General features: G+C 72.9%; 19 protein-coding genes. 11 read left to right on the top strand and 8 right to left on the bottom strand.

The window, feature by feature from the left end:
• Positions 1 to 73 precede the first annotated feature (73 nt).
• Together ABEE00_RS13410 and ABEE00_RS13405 are read right to left on the bottom strand one after the other, a co-directional pair.
• Entirely contained in the window at positions 74 to 784 is a 711-nt protein-coding gene (locus ABEE00_RS13410) for a TetR/AcrR family transcriptional regulator (protein WP_345745635.1), read from the bottom strand.
• A 300-nt stretch (positions 785 to 1,084) separates the two neighbouring features.
• On the bottom strand, positions 1,085 to 2,368 hold the full coding sequence (locus ABEE00_RS13405) for an MFS transporter (protein WP_345745859.1): 1,284 nt from the start codon (positions 2,366 to 2,368) through the stop codon (positions 1,085 to 1,087).
• Positions 2,369 to 2,612: 244 nt separating this feature from the next.
• On the opposite strand from ABEE00_RS13405, the gene ABEE00_RS13400 reads away from it, so the two are divergent.
• A complete protein-coding gene (locus ABEE00_RS13400; protein WP_345745634.1) occupies positions 2,613 to 3,269 on the top strand; it encodes an HD domain-containing protein in 657 nt (218 codons plus the stop codon).
• A gap of 94 nt (positions 3,270 to 3,363) precedes the next feature.
• On the opposite strand, the gene ABEE00_RS13395 is transcribed toward ABEE00_RS13400, so the two are convergent.
• Positions 3,364 to 4,743, bottom strand: a complete 1,380-nt coding sequence (locus ABEE00_RS13395; RefSeq protein WP_345745633.1) for a cytochrome P450 — start codon at positions 4,741 to 4,743, stop codon at positions 3,364 to 3,366.
• A 111-nt stretch (positions 4,744 to 4,854) separates the two neighbouring features.
• Positions 4,855 to 5,523 carry a response regulator transcription factor gene (locus ABEE00_RS13390; protein WP_345745632.1) on the bottom strand — a complete coding sequence of 223 codons (669 nt, stop codon included), beginning with the start codon at positions 5,521 to 5,523 and terminating at the stop codon, positions 4,855 to 4,857.
• A gap of 476 nt (positions 5,524 to 5,999) precedes the next feature.
• Between ABEE00_RS13390 and ABEE00_RS13385 the strand changes: the two genes are divergently transcribed.
• From ABEE00_RS13385 to ABEE00_RS13375, 3 genes are read left to right on the top strand one after another with little or no spacing between them, the layout of a single operon-like run.
• Entirely contained in the window at positions 6,000 to 6,536 is a 537-nt protein-coding gene (locus tag ABEE00_RS13385) for a hypothetical protein (RefSeq protein WP_345745631.1), read from the top strand.
• The gene (locus ABEE00_RS13380; protein ID WP_345745630.1) at positions 6,533 to 8,641 is read left to right on the top strand and encodes a bifunctional polysaccharide deacetylase/glycosyltransferase family 2 protein; all 2,109 of its coding nucleotides are present in this window, start codon (positions 6,533 to 6,535) and stop codon (positions 8,639 to 8,641) included. Before ABEE00_RS13385 ends, ABEE00_RS13380 begins: the two co-directional genes overlap by 4 nt.
• A gap of 47 nt (positions 8,642 to 8,688) precedes the next feature.
• A complete protein-coding gene (locus ABEE00_RS13375) occupies positions 8,689 to 10,107 on the top strand; it encodes an LCP family protein (RefSeq protein ID WP_345745629.1) in 1,419 nt (472 codons plus the stop codon).
• A gap of 94 nt (positions 10,108 to 10,201) precedes the next feature.
• Here the strand turns inward: ABEE00_RS13375 and ABEE00_RS13370 are convergent, their stop codons facing one another.
• Positions 10,202 to 11,497: a sensor histidine kinase gene (locus ABEE00_RS13370; protein ID WP_345745628.1), complete on the bottom strand. Its 1,296-nt coding sequence runs from the start codon at positions 11,495 to 11,497 to the stop codon at positions 10,202 to 10,204.
• A complete protein-coding gene (locus ABEE00_RS13365; protein ID WP_345745627.1) occupies positions 11,497 to 12,462 on the bottom strand; it encodes a response regulator transcription factor in 966 nt (321 codons plus the stop codon). The genes ABEE00_RS13370 and ABEE00_RS13365 overlap by 1 nt, the downstream gene beginning before the upstream one ends.
• A gap of 279 nt (positions 12,463 to 12,741) precedes the next feature.
• Between ABEE00_RS13365 and ABEE00_RS13360 the strand changes: the two genes are divergently transcribed.
• From ABEE00_RS13360 to rocD, 5 genes are all read left to right on the top strand, one after another.
• Positions 12,742 to 13,248, top strand: a complete 507-nt coding sequence (locus ABEE00_RS13360; protein ID WP_345745626.1) for a methylated-DNA--[protein]-cysteine S-methyltransferase — start codon at positions 12,742 to 12,744, stop codon at positions 13,246 to 13,248.
• Between the two features lie 103 nt (positions 13,249 to 13,351).
• Positions 13,352 to 14,029 (top strand): alpha-ketoglutarate-dependent dioxygenase AlkB family protein, encoded by a 678-nt coding sequence (locus tag ABEE00_RS13355; protein WP_451918565.1) that lies wholly within the window; start codon positions 13,352 to 13,354, stop codon positions 14,027 to 14,029.
• 146 nt (positions 14,030 to 14,175) lie between these two features.
• Positions 14,176 to 14,724 (top strand): Lrp/AsnC family transcriptional regulator, encoded by a 549-nt coding sequence (locus ABEE00_RS13350; RefSeq protein ID WP_345745625.1) that lies wholly within the window; start codon positions 14,176 to 14,178, stop codon positions 14,722 to 14,724.
• 121 nt (positions 14,725 to 14,845) lie between these two features.
• Entirely contained in the window at positions 14,846 to 15,658 is an 813-nt protein-coding gene (gene ddaH, locus ABEE00_RS13345; protein ID WP_345745624.1) for a dimethylargininase, read from the top strand.
• Positions 15,655 to 16,917, top strand: coding sequence for an ornithine--oxo-acid transaminase (gene rocD, locus ABEE00_RS13340; RefSeq protein ID WP_345745623.1), 1,263 nt, complete (start codon positions 15,655 to 15,657; stop codon positions 16,915 to 16,917). Before ddaH ends, rocD begins: the two co-directional genes overlap by 4 nt.
• A 145-nt stretch (positions 16,918 to 17,062) precedes the next feature.
• Here the strand turns inward: rocD and ABEE00_RS13335 are convergent, their stop codons facing one another.
• Both ABEE00_RS13335 and ABEE00_RS13330 read right to left on the bottom strand, forming a co-directional pair.
• Positions 17,063 to 18,337 carry a hypothetical protein gene (locus ABEE00_RS13335; RefSeq protein WP_345745622.1) on the bottom strand — a complete coding sequence of 425 codons (1,275 nt, stop codon included), beginning with the start codon at positions 18,335 to 18,337 and terminating at the stop codon, positions 17,063 to 17,065.
• A gap of 248 nt (positions 18,338 to 18,585) precedes the next feature.
• Complete coding sequence (locus tag ABEE00_RS13330) at positions 18,586 to 19,182, bottom strand: HAD family acid phosphatase (RefSeq protein WP_345745621.1); 597 nt, start codon at positions 19,180 to 19,182, stop codon at positions 18,586 to 18,588.
• Between the two features lie 220 nt (positions 19,183 to 19,402).
• Here ABEE00_RS13330 and ABEE00_RS13325 point away from each other — a divergent pair, with 220 nt between their 5' ends.
• Positions 19,403 to 19,762 carry an ArsR/SmtB family transcription factor gene (locus ABEE00_RS13325; RefSeq protein WP_345745620.1) on the top strand — a complete coding sequence of 120 codons (360 nt, stop codon included), beginning with the start codon at positions 19,403 to 19,405 and terminating at the stop codon, positions 19,760 to 19,762.
• Positions 19,763 to 19,936: 174 nt separating this feature from the next.
• A complete protein-coding gene (locus ABEE00_RS13320; RefSeq protein WP_345745619.1) occupies positions 19,937 to 20,167 on the top strand; it encodes a hypothetical protein in 231 nt (76 codons plus the stop codon).
• The last annotated feature ends 105 nt before the right edge of the window (positions 20,168 to 20,272 follow it).

Here is a 20,272-nt window from a genome sequence, read left to right as displayed (position 1 = left end):
CCCGGAGCCGCTGGTCCCGAGCCGTCAGCCCGGAGTCGCCGGTCCCGAGCCGTCAGCCCCGCGGCCGTCGGCGTCAGTCCCGCAGTTGCCGTTGCATCTCGCCCACGCACAGCTCCGTCACGTGCTCGTACAGGGCGATGATCTCGGCTGCCACGGACGGGGCCGCGTCCATGACCCGTGCTGCGTCCGGGGTTTCGAGCGCGGCGTGCAGCGTGTGCTCGAGGACGGCGGCGCGCTGCTCGGCCCCCGCCGGCTCGCGGTCGAGGCGCAGTGCCTCGGTCATCAGGAAGCCGCTGAGGGTGGCCATGCATATGTGCTGCTGGTCGGCGACGTCGATGTCCGTGCGCACGGCCCCGTGTGCGCGCAGCAGCTCCAGGTGTTTCCGGAGCATCCTGTGGCCCTCCGTCATGAGCTCGGCGAACTCCGCCTCTGCGAGGTCGTTCAGCCGGCCGAGGATGTCGGAGTCGTCCAGGTAGAGGGCGCGGAGCACCGGGTCGGCGCTGAAGTCGAGGTACGCGACGCGCAGCATGCGGCTGAGCAGCACCTCGCGGGGGCCCGTGCGCATGCGCTCCAACTGGGCGCGCTGGCTGCGCACCTTGGCGCGCAGCACGACGGCGAGGAGCAGGGTGTCCTTGGTCTTCCAGTGGAGGTAGACCGTGCCCTTGCCGACCTTGGCGCGGCGCGCGATCTCGTCGATGGTGACGCGCCGGTGTCCCCAGGCGAGCAGCAGCTCGCCCGCGGCGTCCAGGATGCGTTCCCCTCGCTCCGTGGTCACTGCCGCCATGTCCCCGCCCCCTCCGTGCCGCGCCCCTATCGCGCGCATCGCGCCGGCCGCGTTCTCCGACCGCGCCCTCTGACCGCGCTCTCTGACTGTGTGACCGGATGTGAAATCTGGTCACGCGGTCAAAGCTACGCGCCCGAACCCCGCCGCGACAGAGGCTTTTTCGGCAACCCGGGCGCCGGAACAGCACGCCCCTCAGCGCACCCTGAGAACACACCCTGAGGCACCTCCCCACACACAGCGCTGCGCCCGCCCCCGCCATGAGCGGGAACGGGCGCTGCGTACCGTCGGAAGAGCCCGGGGCTACCGGCCGACAGGCGTGGCCGAGGCACGCGCCTCCCGGGCCTCCTCCTCGCGCCCCACGGTCGTCAGGTCGGCGTCGCGCGTCTCCCGCATCAGCCCGTACACGAGCAGCGAGACCGCCGCGCATCCGGCGACGTACCAGGCGAAGCCCGTCTCCGCGCCGATCCGCTTGAAGCCGAGGGCGACCCACTCGGCCGAGCCGCCGAAGACCGCGTTGCCGATCGCGTACGGGAGGGCCACACCCAGCGCGCGGATGCCGGTCGGGAACAGCTCGGCCTTCACACAGGCGTTGACCGAGGTGTAGCCGGTGACGATGACGAGCGCGAGCATGGTCAGCCCGAACGCGCCCCAGAAGCCCTGCACATGGCGGAGCAGCAGCAGGATGGGCACAGTCAGGAAGGTCGAGCCGATCGCGAAGGTGATCAGCAGGGGGCGGCGGCCGATCCGGTCGGAGAGCGCCCCGGCCAGCGGCTGGAGGCACGCGAAGACGATGAGGGCGCAGAAACTGACCAGCGTGGCCGTGGACTTGGGCAGCCCGGCGCTGTTGGACAGGTACTTGGTGAGGTACGTCGTGTAGGTGTAGTACGCGATCGTGCCGCCCATGGTGAGGGCGATGACGAGCCCGGCCTGCTTTTTGTGCTGCCACAGCGCGGCGAGGGTGCCGCGGTCGCCGGGGTCCCCGGAGGTGTCGTCGGTGTCCTCCGCGTACACCTCGGTCTCCAGCATGTTGCGGCGCAGGTAGAAGATGACGGCCGCGCCGAGCGCGCCGATCACGAAGGGGAGGCGCCAGCCCCAGCTGTGCAGCGCCTCGTCCGACATCGTGCGCTGGAGCACGATCTGCAGGCCGAGGCCGAGGATCTGGCCCGCGGTCATCGACACGTACTGGAAGCTGGAGGCGAAGCCGCGCCTGCCCGGTGCCGACGCCTCGGTGAGATAGGTGGCGCTGGCCGCGTACTCGCCGCCCACGGACAGGCCCTGGAGCAGCCGCGCGAGGAGCAGCACGGCCGCGCCTCCGTACCCTGCCACCCCGTAGGTGGGCGCGATGGCGATCAGGATCGCGGAGGCGGACATCAGGGTCACGGTCAGGGTGAGCGCCGCCTTGCGGCCGCGCCGGTCGCCGACCCTGCCGAGGAGCCAGCCGCCGACCGGGCGCATGAAGAAGCCGACGGCGAAGATCCCCGCGGTGTTCATGAGCTGGGCCGTGGCGTCGCCGGCGGGGAAGAAGGAGGCGGCGAAGTACGTGGAGAAGCTGCTGTAGACGAACCAGTCGAACCACTCGACCATGTTTCCCGCGGAGCCGACCCAGATCTTCCGCCACTGCGCTCCGCCGCCGGGGTCGCCGCGTTCCGCGACCTCGTCCGTCGACTGGCTGTCTGCCACGCCGGCCTCCTCGCCGTGCTGGGGGTTTTTGAACGTCGTTCACCTTCACCGTTCGTCCTCGCCCGGTACAAGATGTACTTGGCAACGATCCGGTGTACTTCTGTTCTTTGTGTGCACGATGGTGTACGGGCGCGGCTAGCCTGGCCGGATGCCGGAACGGGAGGAACAGGAGAAACGGGAGCCGCGGGACGCACGGGAGGCGCGCGGGGGCGGCGAGGGGCTGCGGTCGGATCTGTTCGCCTTCGTCCGCTTCACGGCGCGGCTGCGCGAGGTCGAGCGGCACAACGACGCGGTGCCGGGGCGCAGGGAGAGCGTGGCCGAGCACTCCTGGCACCTGGCGATGGTGAGCTGGATCCTGCACGGCGAGTTCGAGCGGGAGGCCGGGCGGTCGCTGGACCTCACGCGGATGCTCAAGATGTGCCTGATGCACGACCTGGTGGAGATCGACACGGGCGATCCCTCGGCCTGGGGAGAGCAGTCGGGAGCCGACAAGGCGCACGTGGAGGACGCGGCGGCGCGCAGCAGATTCGCCGCGCTCCCCAACGGCCTCGGGCCCGAACTCATGGCGCTGTGGCGGGAGTACGAGGAGGGCTCGACCCTGGAGGCGTGCCTCGTACGCGGCGTCGACCGGCTCAATCCGGCGCTGCTGCGGCGGCTGACCGGGCAGGGCTGGGACGACGTCGGCGCCGACGCGCAGGCGCTGGACCGGCTCCAGCTCCCGCGCGTCGAGGTGAGCGAGACCCTCACCGCGCTCTACCGCGAGATCCGCGACGAGGCCGTGGCGGAGGGGTTGCTCGCGCCGTAGACGTACGACCGCGAGCGAACCTTCGCGGGCCTTCGCAGGCGTACGACCGCGCAGCCGTACGCCTCAGACGCCCCAGCTCAAGCCCGCCCCTGACTCAAGCCCTGCGCCGCAGCTTCACCCGTGCCGGTCCCGTCGCCTGGAGGGTGATGCCCGCGGCGAGGGGCACCTCGTGGTCCACGGGGTCCAGGTCCCACTCGCGCAGCAGCACGGCCAGCGCGAGCACCGACTCCAGCATGGAGAAGTGCTGGCCGATGCAGGCGCGCGGGCCGCCGCCGAAGGGGAACCAGGCGTACCGGTGGCGCGCCTCCTCCTTCTCCGGCGTGAAGCGGTCGGGGTCGAACTCCTCCGGTTTCTCCCACAGGTCGGGGTGGCGGTGGGTGACCCAGGGGGCCACGACGACATTGGCGCCGGCGGGGATGTAGAACCCGTCGATCTCGCTGTCCGCGACCGAGAGGCGTCCGATGACGGGCGCCGCCGGGTAGAGCCGCATGGCTTCCTTGAGGCAACGGGTGAGGTGGGGCAGGCGTTCCATGTCGTCGGCGGTCGGGGCGCGTTCGCCGAGTACGGAGGCGATCTCCTCCTGGGCGGCGCGCAACTGCTCCGGGTTGTGCGCGAGCAGGTGGAGGGTGAAGGCCATGGAGGTGGCGGTGGTCTCGTGCCCGGCGAGCAGGAAGATGAGGACCTGGTCGCGCAGCTCGCGGTCGTCCAGCGCGCGGTCGCCCTCTTCCCCGCGGGCGCGCGCGAGGAGGGAGAGCAGGTCCTCGCCCTGGTCGCCGGCCTCTTCGCCGCGTTCCCTGCGCTCCGCGATGATGCGGTCGCACACCGCGTACACCTCGCGGGTCGCCGCGGCGGCGCGCAGGTTGGAGGGCAGGGGCAGGCTGCGGGGCGCGTTGAGCGGGGAGTATCCGCGGCGCAGCACATAGTCGTTGATCACCGGGAAGCAGCGCTGGATCACCTCGACCGCCGCCTCCACGTCGGTGCCGAAGAGGATGCGCGCGACGGTGCGCAGGGCGAGGCGGCTCATGTCGGGCACCAGGTCGGTGACGCCTCCGGGCGCGCGCTGCCAGCCCCGCGCCGTCGCCGCGGCCTCGGCGGCGATCGCCCCGGCGTAGCCGTCCACCCTGCGCTTGGTGAACAGCGGCTGTACGAGGCGGCGTTGGCGCAGGTAGTCGCCGTCCTGCGCGGTCAGCAGGCCGTTGCCGAAGGATTCGCGGATCTCCCCGTAGAACGGGTTGTCCTTGCGGAAGTTGGCGGACTCGGTGGCCAGCACGTGCTGCGCGCCCTGCGGCGAGAACGCCCCGTGCAGCACGATCCGCAGTCCCGGCGGGCCGCCCCACAGGCGCACCACGTCCCCGTGCTCGCGGCGTGCGCGCTCGAACGCGCCGAGCGAGTCGCGTTGCAGTTCGCGCATGGAGCCCACTACGGGCAGGCCCTGGGGCCCGGGAATGCTTGTCACTGCCGTGGAGGTGGTCATGCCTGCGATTGTCTCCCGGGGGCGCAAGAGACGGCACGTGTACGGGAGTTGGGCCATGCCCTGCGGGAAACCGGTCGTCGGACCCCGCGGCGCCGCGCATCGGGCCGCGGTTCAGCCACGGCGGCCCCCGGTCACGTCCGGCACCAGGCCCGCGCGGTCGGCGAGGATGCCCGCCTGGACGCGGTTGAGCCCGCCCAGCTTGCCGAGCAGCGCCTCGACATGGCCCTTGACCGTACTCGCGCGCACCCCGAGACGCATCGCGATCTGCGGATTGGCCAGGCCCTGTCCGAGGAGGCCCAGCACCTCGCGCTCGCGCGGCGTCAGCCCCCTCACCACCTCGGCCGCCTCGCTGCCGCCGCTCTCCTTCTCCAGATAGCCGCCGATGACGGTGCGCGTCATGCGCGGGTCCAGCACGCTGCCGCCCGCGGCGAGAGAACGTACGGCCTGGAGGAACTGTTCCGGCTCGGTGTCCTTCAGCAGGAAACCTGCCGCGCCGGCGCGCAGCGCCCCCGCCAGATATTCGTCGATGCCGAAGGTGGTGAGCATGGCGACGACCGGCGGCGTGTCCCTGGCCCGTAGCTGGCGGAGCACGGTGAGGCCGTCCACGTCGGGCATCCGGATGTCCAGCAGCACCACGTCGGGCGCGGCCGACTGCACGGTGCGGACGGCGGCTTCCCCTCCGCAGTCCGCCACCAGCTGCATGTCCCGCGCCGTGCCCAGGACGCTCCGCAGGCTGGTGCGCACGAGTTCCTCGTCATCCACCACTGCCACACGTATCATTCCGGCCCCTCGCCTGCTTCGTCGTGGTCATCGACACCCCCGTTCCCCGTGGTCGCGAGGCTGGGACGGCCGGTGGTCAACCGCCGTTCCCCTCGCCCCGTCTCCACCTGTCGTCCTACCGCAGAACATCCGCCACGGATATGCCCCGCGTCACGGGGCACCCCTGAAGAGGCGACGCACACGCGCGGGACATCGCGCCGTTACCTGCGTTACGGAAAAGAAACGGAGCGGGAAGCGGGTGTGAGGAAAAAAGGGAGACCCGCAGGGAGGGTGAACTCGCGCTTATCCCCCGTAAGATGGCGGGCACCGCCCAGCACGCTCCCGCCGCTTCGTTTCGGAATTGACGTGGCCACTTTGCGGCCGGGAAGGCAGCGAAGCGCTCAGCCCGCGGAGGGAGACGCCCCCGCCGATCGGCGGGGGCGATCTCGGCCCCAGGAAGGATCCGCCGGATCGCGGCCAGGAGCGAAGGTCACTCCATGAGGCAACGCGGTCGGCGGCGGGAACAGCACAATCGCCCGGTTTTCATCGACAGTTCAGGACGGCGCAGACGTCGGCTGTCCTATGTGGCGGTGCTGGTCGGGTGTGCCTGCCTGGGCTATCTGATGCTGTTCGCCGTGGTGCTGGGCGGGCTCCAGCAGCCGGTCGGCAACCATCCGCCGCGCACCGACGAGCCGCTGCCCGGCCGCACCGTCGACCCCGGCTCCGAGGTCCCCGCCGGCCACCACATCCCCACGAGCAGCGCCTCCCCCGGCTCGGACGCCTCGAAGGGCCCGGGCGCCTCACCCGGCACCGGTACGCACGACGGTTCCGGACGGCGCGGCGGTTCCGACGACTCGGGTACGCAGTCCGGCTCCGGTACGCAGAACGGCTCGGGCACACAGAACGGCTCGGGCACACAGAACAGTTCCGGTACGCAGAACGGCACCGGCTCCCCCGCCAATTCGGTCACCCGGGAACCCGGCGCCCCCGCCCCCTCAGGTCACCACGCGCCGGGTGGGGTCACGGACCGGTGAGCCCCCGGCACGCGCTGCGCCGCACCCCGCGCGGGCACTGGCTGCTGCTCTGCCTCGTCCTCCCCGTGGTGACCGCCGTGCTGCTCTTCGAGGGGTGGACCACGCACGAGGTCGACTCGGCGCGGCGGAAGGCCGCGTGCACCAGCCCCATCCCGAAGGAGGCCGACGACGGCAATCCCGTGCTGCGTCTGGCGGGCGACAGGATCGAGACCGCGGGCATGCCTCCCCGCACCGCCGCGCTGACCTTCGACGGGGGCCCCGACCCCGAGTGGACCCCGAAGATCCTCCAACTCCTGCGCAAGAACAAGGCGCACGCCACCTTCTTCCTGTACGGGTCGCAGGCCGCGCGCCACCCGGGGCTGGTGAAGCGGATACGCGCCGAGGGCCATGAGATCGGCTCGTACACCTACACCGGCGGCGATCTGGGCGCCGCCTCCCCGATCCGCTCGCGCCTCGAACTCTCGCTCACCCAGACCGCGTTCGCCGGGTCCGCCGGGATCAACACCCGGCTGCTGCGCCTCCCGCACACCACCGCGGCCGACACCCTCTGCGGAGCCGAATGGGACGCGGCCCAGCGCACCGCGGGGCAGGGCTATCTGATCGTCGCGGCGAACCACAAGTACGCCAGGTCGCGGGACGGCGTGGTGCGCCAGTACAGCCACACCGACCTGGGCTACCGGGAGGCGGCGGCGCAGCTCCGCAACCCGGACGTGGACAGGTTCACCACCGTCACCGGCGGGCTGCGCCGGCCGCCGCTCACCGACAAGGTGTCCCTCGCAGCGAAGGCGCAGGGCGAGGGGCTGATCTGGACGCAGGCCGTGGGCCGGGCCTTCGCGCGCGCCATGGCGTGGGCGCTGGGCATCGCGGGAGCGCTCGGCGTGCTGCGCCTGGTGCTGATCACGCTGCTGGCCAAGGCGCATGTGCGGAGGCTGCACAGATTCCGTCCGGGCGCGCCCTGGCTGCGGGAGGTCAACCAGCCGGTGACGGTGCTGGTGCCCGCGTACAACGAGGAGGCGGGGATCACCGCCACTGTCTGTTCGCTACTCGCGTCGACCCATCCCCACCTGCAGATCATCGTGATCGACGACGGGTCCTCCGACCGCACGGCCGAGTTCGCCGAGCAGATCCACGATCCGCGGGTGACGGTGATCAGGCAGCCCAACTCGGGGAAGCCGGGTGCGCTCAACACCGGTCTCGCGCACGCCCGTCACGACATCATCGTCATGGTCGACGCGGACACCGTCTTCGAACCCGACGCGCTGCACCGGCTGATCCAGCCGCTCGCGCACCCCGCGGTCGGCGCGGTCAGCGGCAACACCAAGGTCGGCAACCGGCGGCGGCTGCTGGGCCTGTGGCAGCACCTGGAGTACGTGCTCGGCTTCAACCTCGACCGGCGGATGTTCGAGGTGCTGGAGTGCATGCCGACCGTGCCGGGCGCGATCGGCGCGTTCCGCCGCGACGCGCTGATGGGCATCGGCGGCGTGAGCGACGAGACGCTGGCCGAGGACACCGACCTGACCATGGCGCTGTGGCGGGCCGGCTGGCGCGTGGTGTACGAGGAGTCGGCCGTCGCCTGGACCGAAGTGCCGGGCAGCCTGCGCGAGTTGTGGCAGCAGCGCTACCGGTGGTGCTACGGCACCCTGCAGTCCATGTGGAAGCACCGGCACGCGGTGCTGGAGCTGGGCCCCGCGGGCCGCTTCGGCCGCCGCGGGCTGAGCTACCTCGCGCTGTTCCAGATCGCGCTGCCGGTGTTCGCGCCGGTCGTGGACGTGTTCGCGCTGTACGGGGTGCTGTTCCGCGACCCGGCGCAGGCCGTCGGCGTGTGGCTGGGCTTCCTCGCCGTGCAGATGGTGACCGCGGGGTACGCGCTGCGGCTCGACCACGAGCGGCTGCGGTCCCTGTGGGCACTGCCGCTCCAGGTGTTCGTATACCGGCAGCTCCTGTACCTCGTGGTGATCCAGTCGGTGGTCACCGCGCTGCTCGGCACCCGCCTCAAGTGGCAGCGCATCCGCCGCTCGGGCAGCGCCGTGCAGTACCGGCTCGGCGAACAGCAGCAGGAGCAGCAGCACTTCACCGGGCCGCGCCGGAGCCTTTCGTCGAAATGAGCGGGCGCCCGTACGCGGGCGCCCCCGCACCTGAGGGGAGTTGGACCATGAGGGACCCGCAGGACGGGTGGGCGGGAGAGGACGGGTTCGAGGCGTTCCACCGGCAGCAGCACCCGTACCCACAGCACCCGTATCAGCAGCACCCGTATCCGAGCCACCAGCAGCAACGGCACGGGTACTACCCGAACGGCAACGGCAACGGCGCCCCGCGCGCCGGCCACGCGATCGGGGACCCGGTGCAGGTGGTGGGCCCTCTGTGGCGACCGGAGAACGACCGTTCTCCCGGCCCGCCCCCTGTGCAGCCGCCCGCGCAGCCGCCGGAGAACGGTCGTTCTCCGGTCTACGGCCAGGAGCTCCTCTTCTCCGGCGAGGACGACGCGTACCCCGTCCGCACCCAGTACGGCGGCCGGGGCTACGGCAGTCACGGCACCTCCGTACCGCGCCAGTCGCCCCACCGGCGCCGCAAGAAGCAGCGGAGGCCGGTGCGGCGCGGGGCGGTGGCCCTGCTCGCCGTGGCGCTGACGGTGTCGGGCGGCACCTACGCGTGGGCGGACACGCAGCTCGACCGGAACGTTGACCTGGACAAGTTCGGGCACAGGCCGCCCGAGGGCCAGGGCACCACGTACCTGATCGTGGGCTCGGACAGCCGTGAGGGCCTGTCCGAGCGCGACCAGAAGGACCTGCACGCGGGCGGTGGCGGCGGGCGCCGCACCGACTCGATGATCCTGCTGCACACGGGTGCCAACGGCACCACCATGGTCAGCCTGCCGCGCGACTCGTGGGTGACGGTGCCCGGCTATCTGCGCCCCAGCACCGGCAAGCGCACGGGCAACACGAAGAACAAGCTCAACGCGGCGTTCGCGTACGGCGGGCCCGAACTGCTCGTGCGTACCGTGGAGTTCAACACCGGCGTGCACATCGACCACTACGCGGAGATCGGCTTCGCGGGCTTCGTGAACATCGTGGACGCGGTCGGCGGCGTACGGATGTGCCTGGACCACCCCGTGAAGGACGAGAAGTCCGGGGCCGACCTGCGCAAGGGCTGCCAGACGCTGAACGGCAAGCAGGCGCTGGCCTTCGTGCGGCAGCGGCACCAGGAGTCGGACGGCGACCTGGGGCGTTCGCGCAACCAGCAGAAGTTCCTCTCCGCGCTCGCACACCAGGCAGCCGCGCCCGGCACCGTGCTCAACCCCTCGGAGCTCTACCCGGTGCTCGACGCGGGCCTCGGCACCCTGGTCGTGGACCGGAACACCGGGCTGCGGGACCTCACTTCGCTGTTCCGCGCGGTGCGCAGCGTCACCTCGGGGCGCGGCAAGCAGCTCAACGTCCCGGTCGCGGGCATCGGCATCCCCACGCCCAAGGGCAGCGCCGCGGTGTGGGACAAGGCCAAGGCGCGGCAGCTCTTCTCCGAGATGCAGCAGGACCGCCCGGTCACGCTCACGGGGAAGGACACCGAGCGGCGCTGAGCCGCCGAACGGCCCCGAGCCGCCCCGGGAAACCGCAGGCCCAGCCGCTCCGGGAAACCGCAGGGCCGCTCCGGGAAACCGCAGGCCGCGGTGCCTACAGCGCCCGCGGGCAGATCGGCAGCGACGCGCTCACCCGGTAGCCGTGGTCGGCCGTGGGCCCCGACTCGAAGGTGCCGCCCAGCAGTTGGACCCGCTCGCGCAGCCCGATGAGCCCGTGTCCGCCGCTGGGGAGCCCGAGCGGCACGGCCGTGCGGTCCGCGCGCGAGTTGCTGACCTCCACCCGCAGCGCCGGCGCGCTGTCTGTGCTCCGCGGCCGCACCCTGACCAGTACGCGGGCGCCCGGCGCGTGCTTGCGCACGTTGGTGAGCGCCTCCTGCACGATCCGGTACGCGGCACGCTCGACGGCCTCGGGGTAGGGCGGGCCGCCCGGGTCCTCGCGCCCCTCCTGCCCGTCCTTGCGCGCCCCGGGGTCCTCCGGCGGGTCCGGCAGGTCGAGTTCGGCGTCCAGCGCGCTGTCCTCGATCAGTCGCGGCAGGTCGGAGAGCCTCGGCTGCGGGGTGAGTTCCTCCAGGTCGCCGCCTGCCGCGCGCAGCACCCCGACCATGTGCCGCAGCTCGTCCAGGGTGCGCACGGCGAGCGAGCGGATCGTGCCGCCGGCCTCGCGCGCGTTCTCGTCGGCGCCGCTCACCCGGAGTGCCCCCGCCTGGAGGCTGATCAGGCTCACCTGGTGCGCGACCACGTCGTGCATCTCCCGCGCCAGCCGCGCGCGTTCGGTGGCCAGCACCTGGCCCGCCAGCAGCCGGTCCTCGCGCGTGCGGCTGCGGGTCAGCTCCTCCAGGCGGGCCGTCAGCTCCCGCCTGGCCCGCACCAGCAGGCCCAGGGCGAGCGGCGCCGCCGTGGTCAGCGCCGAGTCGACGGCGTCCAGCAGGGTGTCGCGCGCGGGCTGGGTGCCGTACTGCGCGTACAGGTCCTCGATCGGATACGGCAGGAAGTGCATGGCGGCGACCAGCAGTGCGCACCAGACGAGGATTTGGCGTGAGGGGCGGCGGCAGGTCACCGTGTAGAGGGCGATCATCGGCGCGAACCAGATGTAGCCGATGTACATCCCCGGCAGCGTCACCAGCAGCACGCCGAGCGGGTAGCGGCGGCGAAGGAACAGCGCCCCGGCGGCGATCAGCGAGACGGCCAGCTCGGGCCCCGGCACCGTGCCGTTGACCAGCAGCGCGTCCGCGACCGCGAGCGCCACGGGGCCGAGGATCGGCGCCAGCCGCGCGGACAGGTCGCGCGCCGAGCCCGCCAGTCCGCCCCCGGCTTCGGGTTCATGCTCCTCGTCGTCCTCCTCCACCGGGTACGCGGCGAGGGCGCGCTCCCGCGTGAGCCCGCCCGCCATCAGCGCAGCCCCCGGCGGGAGTTCGCGGGGCGGGGCGCTGCGCGCGGGGTTTCGCCCGGTGGGTGCGGTCCGTTCTGCGGGTGCGGCCCGTTCGGCGGGTGCGGTCCGCCTGGTGTGTGCGGCCCGCCTGGTGTCTGTGGCCCGCCGGGCGCGTTCGGTCCGCCGGGCGCGTTCGGTCCGCCCTGCGCGTTCGGCCCCTCCGGCGGGTGCGCGTCGTGCTCCCTCGCCGCGTGGCCCTCCGCGCCTCCGCCGTCCGCGCCGTGCGGGCACTGGTCGTGGCCGTCGGCGGTCGCGGGGGCACCGGCACCGCCGCCCGGCGCGAGGAGCCCGGCGCGCTCGGCGAGCACGGCCGCCTGCACCCTGTTCAGCCCGCCCAACTTGGCGAGGAGCGTGCTGACGTGGTCCTTCACCGTTCCGTGCGCGAGCCAGAGCCGTTCCGCTATGCCCGAGTTGGAGAGCCCGGCGCCGAGCAGGGCCAGCACCTCGCGCTCGCGCACGGTGAGCGCGCGCACGGCCCGTACCGCGTCCTGGGAGCCCGCCGAGGAGGCGACGTAACCGTCGAACACCGAGGGCGCCACCGCCGGGTCGAGGGTGCTGCCGCCGGCCGCCAGCACCCGCACCGCGCTCACCAGCCGGTCCGGGTCGGCGTCCTTGAGCAGGAAGCCCGCGGCGCCGAGGCGCAGCGCCTCGGTCACGTACTCGTCGGTGTCGAAGGTGGTCAGCATGGCCACGGCGGGCAGCCGGGCACCCAGTCCGCGGCGCAGTCCGCGCAGCACGGTCAGGCCGTCCACGTCCGGCATCCGGATGTCCAGCAGCACCACGTCGGGACGGTGCGCGAGCACGGTCTCCACCGCGCCGGCTCCCCCGCTCTCCGCGACCACCTCGACATCCGGCGCCGAGCCGAGGATCAGCCGCAGCCCGGAGCGCACGAGCTGCTCATCGTCGACGACGACCACTCGGTGCACCGCCGCTCCTCTCCGTGGACGATCTCTCCGAACGCTGTCCGAACGGGCCCACCATATGGCCGGTTCCCGCCCGAACGGCTCCCTCCGCAGCCCGACCCGCCCCCGCCGATCGGCGGGGGAGCCCGGCGACGGCGGCGGGGAACGGGAAGGAGAACGCTGGTTCTCCTCCCCCACGCCCATGTCCGATTCCCGCCGGACTCGGACCTCCGCAGGCCGCAGAGTGGGAGGTGAAAGGCGCCGTACGCAGACACGGCGCCCTCCCCGAAGGAGGCCCAGGCCATGACGCTCTACACGAGGATGGACAGCCCGCTGGGCGAACTGCTGCTGGTCGGCGAGGAGTCCGCGACCGCACCCGGCGGCACCGCGCTCGCCTCGGTGTCCGTGCCCGGGCAGAAGGGCGGGGCGGTGGTACGGCCGGAGTGGGTGGCCGACGAGGAGGCGTTCCGCGTGATCGCGGACCAGCTCCGCGCGTACTTCGCCGGCGACCTCACCCGCTTCACGCTCGAATTCGTGGCCACGGGCTCGGAGTTCCAGCGGCGCGTGTGGGAGGTGCTGGACGCCGTCCCGTACGGCGGCACCGTCACCTACGGCGAGATCGCCGCCAAAATCGGCGCCCCGCGCGGCGCGGCCCGAGCCGTGGGCACGGCCGTCGGCTCCAACCCGCTGTCCGTGATCCGGCCCTGCCACCGCGTGCTGGGCGCCGACGGCTCGCTGACCGGGTACGCGGGCGGCCTCGACCGCAAGCAGCAGCTACTCGCGCACGAGGGGGTGATGCCGCCCGCATGACACCGGGGCCGGGAGCCGCGTACGAGGCCACGCCCCGCACACTGGAATGCGCAGGACAGGACCGGACAGGACCAGCGAACGACCGACCCACCGGAGGTGACGCGTGAACGCGCTGATGCCCCTCCCCCGGCGGGAGATCGCCCCCGGCGCCGTGCACGTGCCCGGCTGGCTCGGCGCCGAGGAGCAGCGCGAGCTCGTCACCGCCTGCCGGGCCTGGGCCATGGGTCCGGTGCCGATCCGGCACACCCGCCTGCCGCGCGGCGGCGTCATGTCGGTGCAGACGGTGTGCCTCGGCTGGCATTGGGCCCCGTACCGCTACACCCGCACCGCCGAGGACGTGAACGGCGCCCGCGTCGCCGAGCTGCCGCCCTGGCTCGCCGAGTGGGGCCGCGCCGCGGTGGCCGAGGCGTACGGGGAGGAGGGCGCGTACGGAGACGGGGTGCGGGTGGCGGAGTACGCGCCCGACACCGCGCTCGTGAACTTCTACGACGCCGCCGCGAAGATGGGCATGCACCAGGACAAGGACGAGCGCTCCAGCGCCCCCGTCGTCTCGCTCACCGTCGGCGACTCCTGCGTCTTCCGCTTCGGCAACACCGAGAACAGGGGCCGCCCCTACACCGACGTGGAGCTCGCCTCGGGCGACCTGTTCGTGTTCGGCGGCCCCTCCCGCTACGCGTACCACGGGGTTCCCCGGATCCTGCCCGGCACCGGCGACCCGGCGACCGGGCTCGGCGCGGGACGGCTCAACATCACGCTGCGGGTGACCGGGATGAGCGGCTGACACGGCGGCGTACGGCACGCGACGCGCTGGATACAGTGCGAACCCCCGGCCGGAGCAGCGGAGCGACCCTCCGTCAGAACCGCCGGAACCGCACACCGCACACCGCACACCGCACACCCAGCCGAGCAGCAGCAGGAGCCGTCACCATGGCCAGCCACCCCGGATCGTTCGACGCGCTGGACCGCAAGATCGTCGCGGCGCTCACCGCGAACGCCAGGCGGAGCTTCGCGGACATCGGCGGCGAGATCGGGCTCTCGGCGACGGCCGTGAAGCGCCGGGTGGACAGGATGCGCGAGACCGGCGTGATCACCGGGTTCACCGCCACGGTGCGGCCCGCGGCGCTCGGCTGGCGCACCGAGGCGTACATCGAGGTGTACTGCGACAGCGCCGCGCCTCCCCGGCGGCTGGCCGAAGTGGTGCGGCACTACCCGGAGATCACCGCGGCGATGACCGTGTCCGGCGGCGCCGACGCGCTGCTGCACGTGCGCACCACCGACGTGGAGCACTTCGAGGAGGTGCTGGAGCGCATCAGGGCCGAGCCCTTCGTGCGCAAGACGATCAGCTACATGGTGCTCTCCCACCTCCTCCCCGACAGCCCCGAGGCGGGCGCGGGCACGTCCGCCGTACGCGAGGCGACGTACCCGGCGGGGACATCCGGCGCAGCGGAGCCGGAGGACGCAACAGAACTGCGCTGACCGGGGATTGCGCGCAGCATCCCGGCGCGGACACGCAGCATTATGATCTTGTGCCGCGTTTCCGCCGCTTTCTACCGTTGACGGCATCCCCGCCACCGCAGGAACCCGGAGGTGCCCCGACGTGCCCACCCCGCGTGCGCAGCGCCCCAGACGCTTTCTCGTCTGCGAGCCGCGGCACTTCGCCGTGCAGTACGCCATCAACCCCTGGATGAACACCGAGGAGCCGGTCGACGCCGCGCTGGCCCTGCGCCAGTGGGAGGCGCTGGTCAGCGCCTACCGCGAGCACGGGCACACGGTGGAGACCGTGCAGCCGGTGCCGGGCCTGCCGGACATGGTCTTCGCCGCGAACGCGGCCCTGACGCTGGAGGGCCGCGTCTTCGGCTCCCGCTTCCACGCCCCCGAACGGCGCCCGGAGTCGGCCGCGTACGAGACCTGGTTCAAGTCGGCCGGGTACGAGGTGCACGTGCCGGAGTCGGTGTGCGAGGGCGAGGGCGATCTCGTGCCGGCCGGCGGCTTCGTGCTGGCGGGCTCGGGATTCCGTACGAGTCCGCGGGCACACCGCGAGGCGCAGGAGTTCTTCGGGGTGCCGGTGATCGGACTGCGCCTGGTGGACCCGTACTTCTACCACCTGGACACGGCGCTGTTCGCTCTCGACGAGGAGAACATCGCCTACTACCCGGAGGCCTTCTCCCCGGGCAGCCGCGAGGTGCTGGAGCGGCTGTTCCCCGACGCGGTGACCGCCACCGGCCAGGACGCCGCGGCCTTCGGGCTCAACTCCGTCTCCGACGGGCGGCACGTCTTCGTCCCGCCCGCCGCCGGCGACCTGATCCGGCGGCTCGAAGCCCTCGGCTATGTCCCCGTGCCCGTCGACCTGTCCGAGCTGCGCAAGGCAGGCGGCGGCATCAAGTGCTGCACTCAGGAGATCCGCTCATGACCGCGACAGTCCGCCCCGACGGCGCCGGAACCCCCACACCCGCAGGCCCCTCCTCCCAGGAGCTGATCGGCGCCGAGGCCCCGGTGCTCGCGCACAACTACCACCCGCTGCCCGTGGTCGTCTCGCGCGCCGAGGGCGTGTGGATCGAGGACGTGGAGGGGCGCCGCTACCTGGACATGCTCGCCGGGTACTCGGCGCTCAACTTCGGGCACAGGCACCCCACGCTGCTGGAGGCCGCCCGCCGCCAGCTGGAGCGGGTCACCCTCACCTCGCGGGCCTTCCACAACGACCAACTGGCCGGTTTCGCCGCCGGCTTGGCCGAGCTGACAGGGCTGGACATGGTCCTGCCGATGAACACCGGCGCCGAGGCCGTGGAGAGCGGCATCAAGGTCGCGCGCAAGTGGGCGTACGACGTGAAGGGCGTGCCCGAGGACCAGGCCACGATCGTGGTCGCGGCCGACAACTTCCACGGCCGCACCACCACGCTGGTCGGCTTCTCCAGCGACCCGGAGGCGCGTACCGGCTTCGGGCCCTTCGCACCCGGCTTCCGCGTCGTCCCGTACAACGACCTCGCCGCGCTGGAGGAGGCCGTGGACGCGACCACGGCCGCCGTGCTGATCGAGCCCGTCCAGGGCGAGGCGGGCGTGATCATTCCGGACGAGGGCTACCTCGCCGGGGTGCGCGAGCTGACGCGCCGGCAGGGCTGCCTGTTCATCGCCGACGAGATCCAGTCGGGCCTGGGCCGCACCGGTACGACCCTGGCCGTGGACCACGAGCAGGTGCTGCCCGACGTCCTGCTGCTCGGCAAGGCGCTGGGCGGCGGCATCGTCCCGGTCTCCGCAGTGGTCGCCCGCCGCGAGGTCATGGAGGTGCTGCACCCCGGGGAGCACGGCTCGACCTTCGGCGGCAACCCGCTCGCGGCGGCGGTCGGTTCGGCCGTGGTGGAGCTGCTGCGCACCGGCGAGTACCAGCGCCGGGCAGCGGAGCTGGAGAGCGTGCTGCGCTCCGGCCTCGACGCGCTGATCGGCAAGGGCGTCACGGGACACCGGGTGCGCGGGCTGTGGGCCGGCGTCGACATCGACCCCGCGCTGGGCACGGGCCGGGCGATCAGCGAGCTCCTCATGGCGGAGGGCGTCCTGGTCAAGGACACCCACGGCTCCACGATCCGGCTCGCCCCGCCGCTGACCATCACCCGCGAGGAGCTGGAGTCCGCACTCGAAACGCTGGGCCGCGTACTGGCCTCGGCAACGGGCCGCTGACGAGCGGGAGTTAACCCCCGCAGGCCGGCGCTTCTCACGACAGCGCAGCGCCCGGGCCGCCGCCGGAGGAGACGGTGACGGCCCGGGCGCCTTCGCGCTGCCGTACGGCTGCCTACGTGCTGCCGTACGTGGTGTGCGCGCCGTGTCAGTGCGCCGCGCGCATCCTGCTCCGCAGGGACCACGCCAGTGCCCCGAGGGAGACCAGCGCCGCGAGTCCGGCGGCCGGCGCCGCGAGTGACGGCGGTGCGAGCGAGCCCGCCCACACGCGGCTCAGCGCGAGGCCGCCGAACAGCCAGCCCAGCGCGTGGCTCGCCGCCAGCACCCCGGGAACCAGTACACCGGCCGCGAGCGCGGGCAGCCAGCTCCGTACGGATACCAGCACCGACAGCACCAGGCACAGCACGGACGCCGCGGCCGACAGGCCGTAGGCGTACGGCGAGGCGCCGCCCCCGCCCAGCGGGAAGTGCGCCGCTCCGCACACCAGCAGCGCGGCGCCCGCCGCCCACTGGAACCAGTCACCCGGCGCGATGCGGGAGAAGCGCGAGCGCTTCGTGTCGGAGTCATCGGCGGCGGTCGCCCTGGTGGCCGGTCCCGCCGCGGCCGACGCCCCGGCGCCGTCCAGCAGCGCGCTGTCCTCGGGGTCCGGCAGCCCGCCGTCCAGTATGCCGCTCCCCGATTCGGCGGCGAACGGCGAGCGTTCACCGGCCGCTCCGGCGCTGCGGTCCTCCAGCCGGCCGATGAGCTGCACCAGCTCCTCGACGGACCGGGTGGAGGCGGCGGCCTTGACGGCCTCTTCGCCGGGGTGCGCCGCGCTGTCCCGCCACTCGTCGTACGCGGGGGTGTGCAGCAGCGCCATCAGGTGGCCGACCTCGGCGATGGGGCGGTGCTCGGCCGCGGCGCGGATCGCCTCATCGGCGCGGCCCGGCGTGTGCGGCGGTGCCGAGAGCAGCGCCACGAGCTGGGTGAACTCGTCCACTGGACGGTCCACCGCGGCCACCCGCAGCGCCTCGCGCGAGGCGCGGGCACCGTCCGGGGAGTCCTCCAGCAGCGCGATGAGCCGCGACACGTCGTCGAGCCGCTGCGCGACGACGGCGGTACGCACGAGCCCGCGCACCGGATCGGGCCCGTCGGGCTGATCGAAGGGATCGAGGGGTTCGGGGTGATCGGGAGGCCGGTCGGTGGGGGCGTGGCCGTTCGCGTACCCCTCCGCGAACGGGGAGCGGCCATGGGCCGCCTCCCCCTCTTCGCCGGCCGCCTCCGTGGCGGGCGGCGGGACCGGCGGGCCGAAGGCGGCCGTGCCCCACTGGAGCGAGGTCGCCGCGTCGGAGAGCTCGGCCGTCGTACGCGGAACGGGGTGCGGGGGAAGGGAGTTGGCCACGGTCGGGGACTGGGGTCTGACGTGAGCAGAATCGCTGGTCATGTTCCTTCTTCTTGTCCAGACCGAATGCACCGGGCCACGGATCGGCCGTCTGACGGTCGTGCATCCGGACGGACAACTTTCTAACCCCGCACCGGCCACCTCGCACCCGCCCCGCTCCCCCGGCCGCGCGACCTCCCGGCGCCCCGCGGGCGACCCCTCCCGCGCGCTGCCGGGCCGCACGGGCACACGGCACCGGCCCGCACCGCATGCCGCCGAAGGAGTGGCCCGGCGGCAGCCGGGACCGGCCGCTAGGAGAGTTCGCCGTCGTAGTCGGGCAGCTTGAAGGTGCGCTCCGCGTGGCCGCCCGCGAGGTCGGTGTCGCGGTTGCCGACGTTGGCCACGATGGTGGCGCCGCGCTCCTCGATGCCCTCGCGGCAGGCGGTCTTCATCTTCTCCTTGGACGAGTCGTCGCCCTTCTGCCGCATGCACAGCCCGTCCACCGGGAAGCCCGCGGCGCGCAGGTCCCGCCGCGTCTCCTCGCGCCCCCGCTCCTTGCGGTTGGTCACGAACTGCACGCTCGCGCCGTGCTCCTTCGCGTACCGCGCGAGCTCCAGCGTCGGCTTCACCGGCTTGCCCTCGTCGTACTCGCTGGCCAGCGACGTGTTGTCGATGTCCAGCACGAGCGCGGGCTTGTCGCCTTCGGCGGGCAGCCGCTCCTTGAGGTACTGCTGCGCCGGAGCCACCGCCTTCTTCACGTCGGCCTCCCACTGCGCCTTGCTCGGCAGCGCGTACGCCGTGCCCGCTGCGGCCAGTACGCCCGCGCAGGTGAGGACGGCCAGCGCGAGGCCGGGAGCGGTCCGTGCGGAACGTGCGGAACGTGCGGGAGTGCTCGTGATGCCGGCCATGGTGTGCGCCTCCTGTGGGGTGAGGGTGGGCCCGGTGGGTCCCCTGTGGCGCGTGCAGTACAGCCCGGCCAGTTGGCCACGGGGTGAACACGCCCGTACGCACGCCACGTTCCGGCCACGGCGCGCCGCACCCGCACCAACCTCCGCGCGGGCGGCCCGCGTTGGGCCGGCCGCCCCTCCCGCGTGGACGCGGAGCCCCGCACCTGCACACCATGTGCGCATGAACGCACGCACGCACCGGACGTCCGGCGCCGACGCGCACCCGCGCACACCGGGCGAGGAGCAGTACGCGCTCGCCGCCGAGCTCCTCGCGCTGCTCGGCGACCGCACGAGGCTCGCGCTGCTGCACCGCCTCGCGGACGGCGAGGCCGACGTCGGCACCCTCACCGACTCCTGCGGCGCCGCCCGCACGGCCGTGAGCCAGCACCTCGCGCGGCTCAGGCTGGCCGGGCTCGTGGACACCCGCAAGGACGGGCGCCGCGTCATCTACTCGCTGCGCGACGGGCATCTGCGCCGCGTCGTCGACGAGGCGCTGAACCTCGCCGACCACCGCCTGAGCAACCGGCCCCCGCACGACTGACCAGGGGCCGCGCCGCAGGGCTCGTCATCGCGGCTCGTCATCGCGCCGGGAACAAGGGCCGGGGTGGGCCACGCCAATCAGGTGAAAGTTCAACACCGCACAGCGGCAGGCGAGTTAGGCACGGTGCCCCCACATCAGGTTTTCCGCACACGAGAGATGAGCGAAGGACACCAAGTGATCAAGAAGATTCTGTCGGGCGCGGGAGTAGCCGCCTCCCTCGTCGGTGTTGTCGCGATGACCGCTCCGCAGGCCATGGCCGCGCCGCAGGACGACGCCAACCACTCGCAGAGCGTGAAGGGCGACGGCGAGGACAAGGGCGGCAAGACCAAGGGCCTCGACGACACCGAGCTGGGCAAGACCCTCAAGGAGGTCCCGGTGCTGAAGGGCAACGGCGTCTCGCACTGACGCGCCCTCCCCCCCCAGGACAGGGGCCGGGCCCGGCGGAGCGCAGCAGCCGGGCCCTCGCGCCGCCAGTCGGACAGGGGCTCCTCCCCCTGTAGCGCGCCAGGC

This window comes from Streptomyces odontomachicola, assembly GCF_039605595.1.
In the GTDB taxonomy this organism is placed as follows: Bacteria; Actinomycetota; Actinomycetes; order Streptomycetales; family Streptomycetaceae; genus Streptomyces.
Note: the sequence above shows the minus strand (reverse complement) of the source record. Positions and strands in the feature narration are given on the sequence as shown.

What these genes read in the sequence shown, in the direction of transcription:
- ABEE00_RS13410 (WP_345745635.1), bottom strand. Translation starts at nt 784, where the DNA reads ATGGCGGCAGTGACCACGGAGCGAGGGGAACGCATCCTGGACGCCGCG.
- ABEE00_RS13405 (WP_345745859.1), bottom strand. Translation starts at nt 2,368, where the DNA reads ATGGTCGAGTGGTTCGACTGGTTCGTCTACAGCAGCTTCTCCACGTAC.
- ABEE00_RS13400 (WP_345745634.1), top strand. Translation starts at nt 2,613, where the DNA reads ATGCCGGAACGGGAGGAACAGGAGAAACGGGAGCCGCGGGACGCACGG.
- ABEE00_RS13395 (WP_345745633.1), bottom strand. Translation starts at nt 4,743, where the DNA reads ATGACCACCTCCACGGCAGTGACAAGCATTCCCGGGCCCCAGGGCCTG.
- ABEE00_RS13390 (WP_345745632.1), bottom strand. Translation starts at nt 5,523, where the DNA reads ATGATACGTGTGGCAGTGGTGGATGACGAGGAACTCGTGCGCACCAGC.
- ABEE00_RS13385 (WP_345745631.1), top strand. Translation starts at nt 6,000, where the DNA reads ATGAGGCAACGCGGTCGGCGGCGGGAACAGCACAATCGCCCGGTTTTC.
- ABEE00_RS13375 (WP_345745629.1), top strand. Translation starts at nt 8,689, where the DNA reads ATGAGGGACCCGCAGGACGGGTGGGCGGGAGAGGACGGGTTCGAGGCG.
- ABEE00_RS13370 (WP_345745628.1), bottom strand. Translation starts at nt 11,497, where the DNA reads ATGGCGGGCGGGCTCACGCGGGAGCGCGCCCTCGCCGCGTACCCGGTG.
- ABEE00_RS13360 (WP_345745626.1), top strand. Translation starts at nt 12,742, where the DNA reads ATGACGCTCTACACGAGGATGGACAGCCCGCTGGGCGAACTGCTGCTG.
- ABEE00_RS13350 (WP_345745625.1), top strand. Translation starts at nt 14,176, where the DNA reads ATGGCCAGCCACCCCGGATCGTTCGACGCGCTGGACCGCAAGATCGTC.
- rocD (WP_345745623.1), top strand. Translation starts at nt 15,655, where the DNA reads ATGACCGCGACAGTCCGCCCCGACGGCGCCGGAACCCCCACACCCGCA.
- ABEE00_RS13335 (WP_345745622.1), bottom strand. Translation starts at nt 18,337, where the DNA reads ATGACCAGCGATTCTGCTCACGTCAGACCCCAGTCCCCGACCGTGGCC.
- ABEE00_RS13330 (WP_345745621.1), bottom strand. Translation starts at nt 19,182, where the DNA reads ATGGCCGGCATCACGAGCACTCCCGCACGTTCCGCACGTTCCGCACGG.
- ABEE00_RS13325 (WP_345745620.1), top strand. Translation starts at nt 19,403, where the DNA reads ATGAACGCACGCACGCACCGGACGTCCGGCGCCGACGCGCACCCGCGC.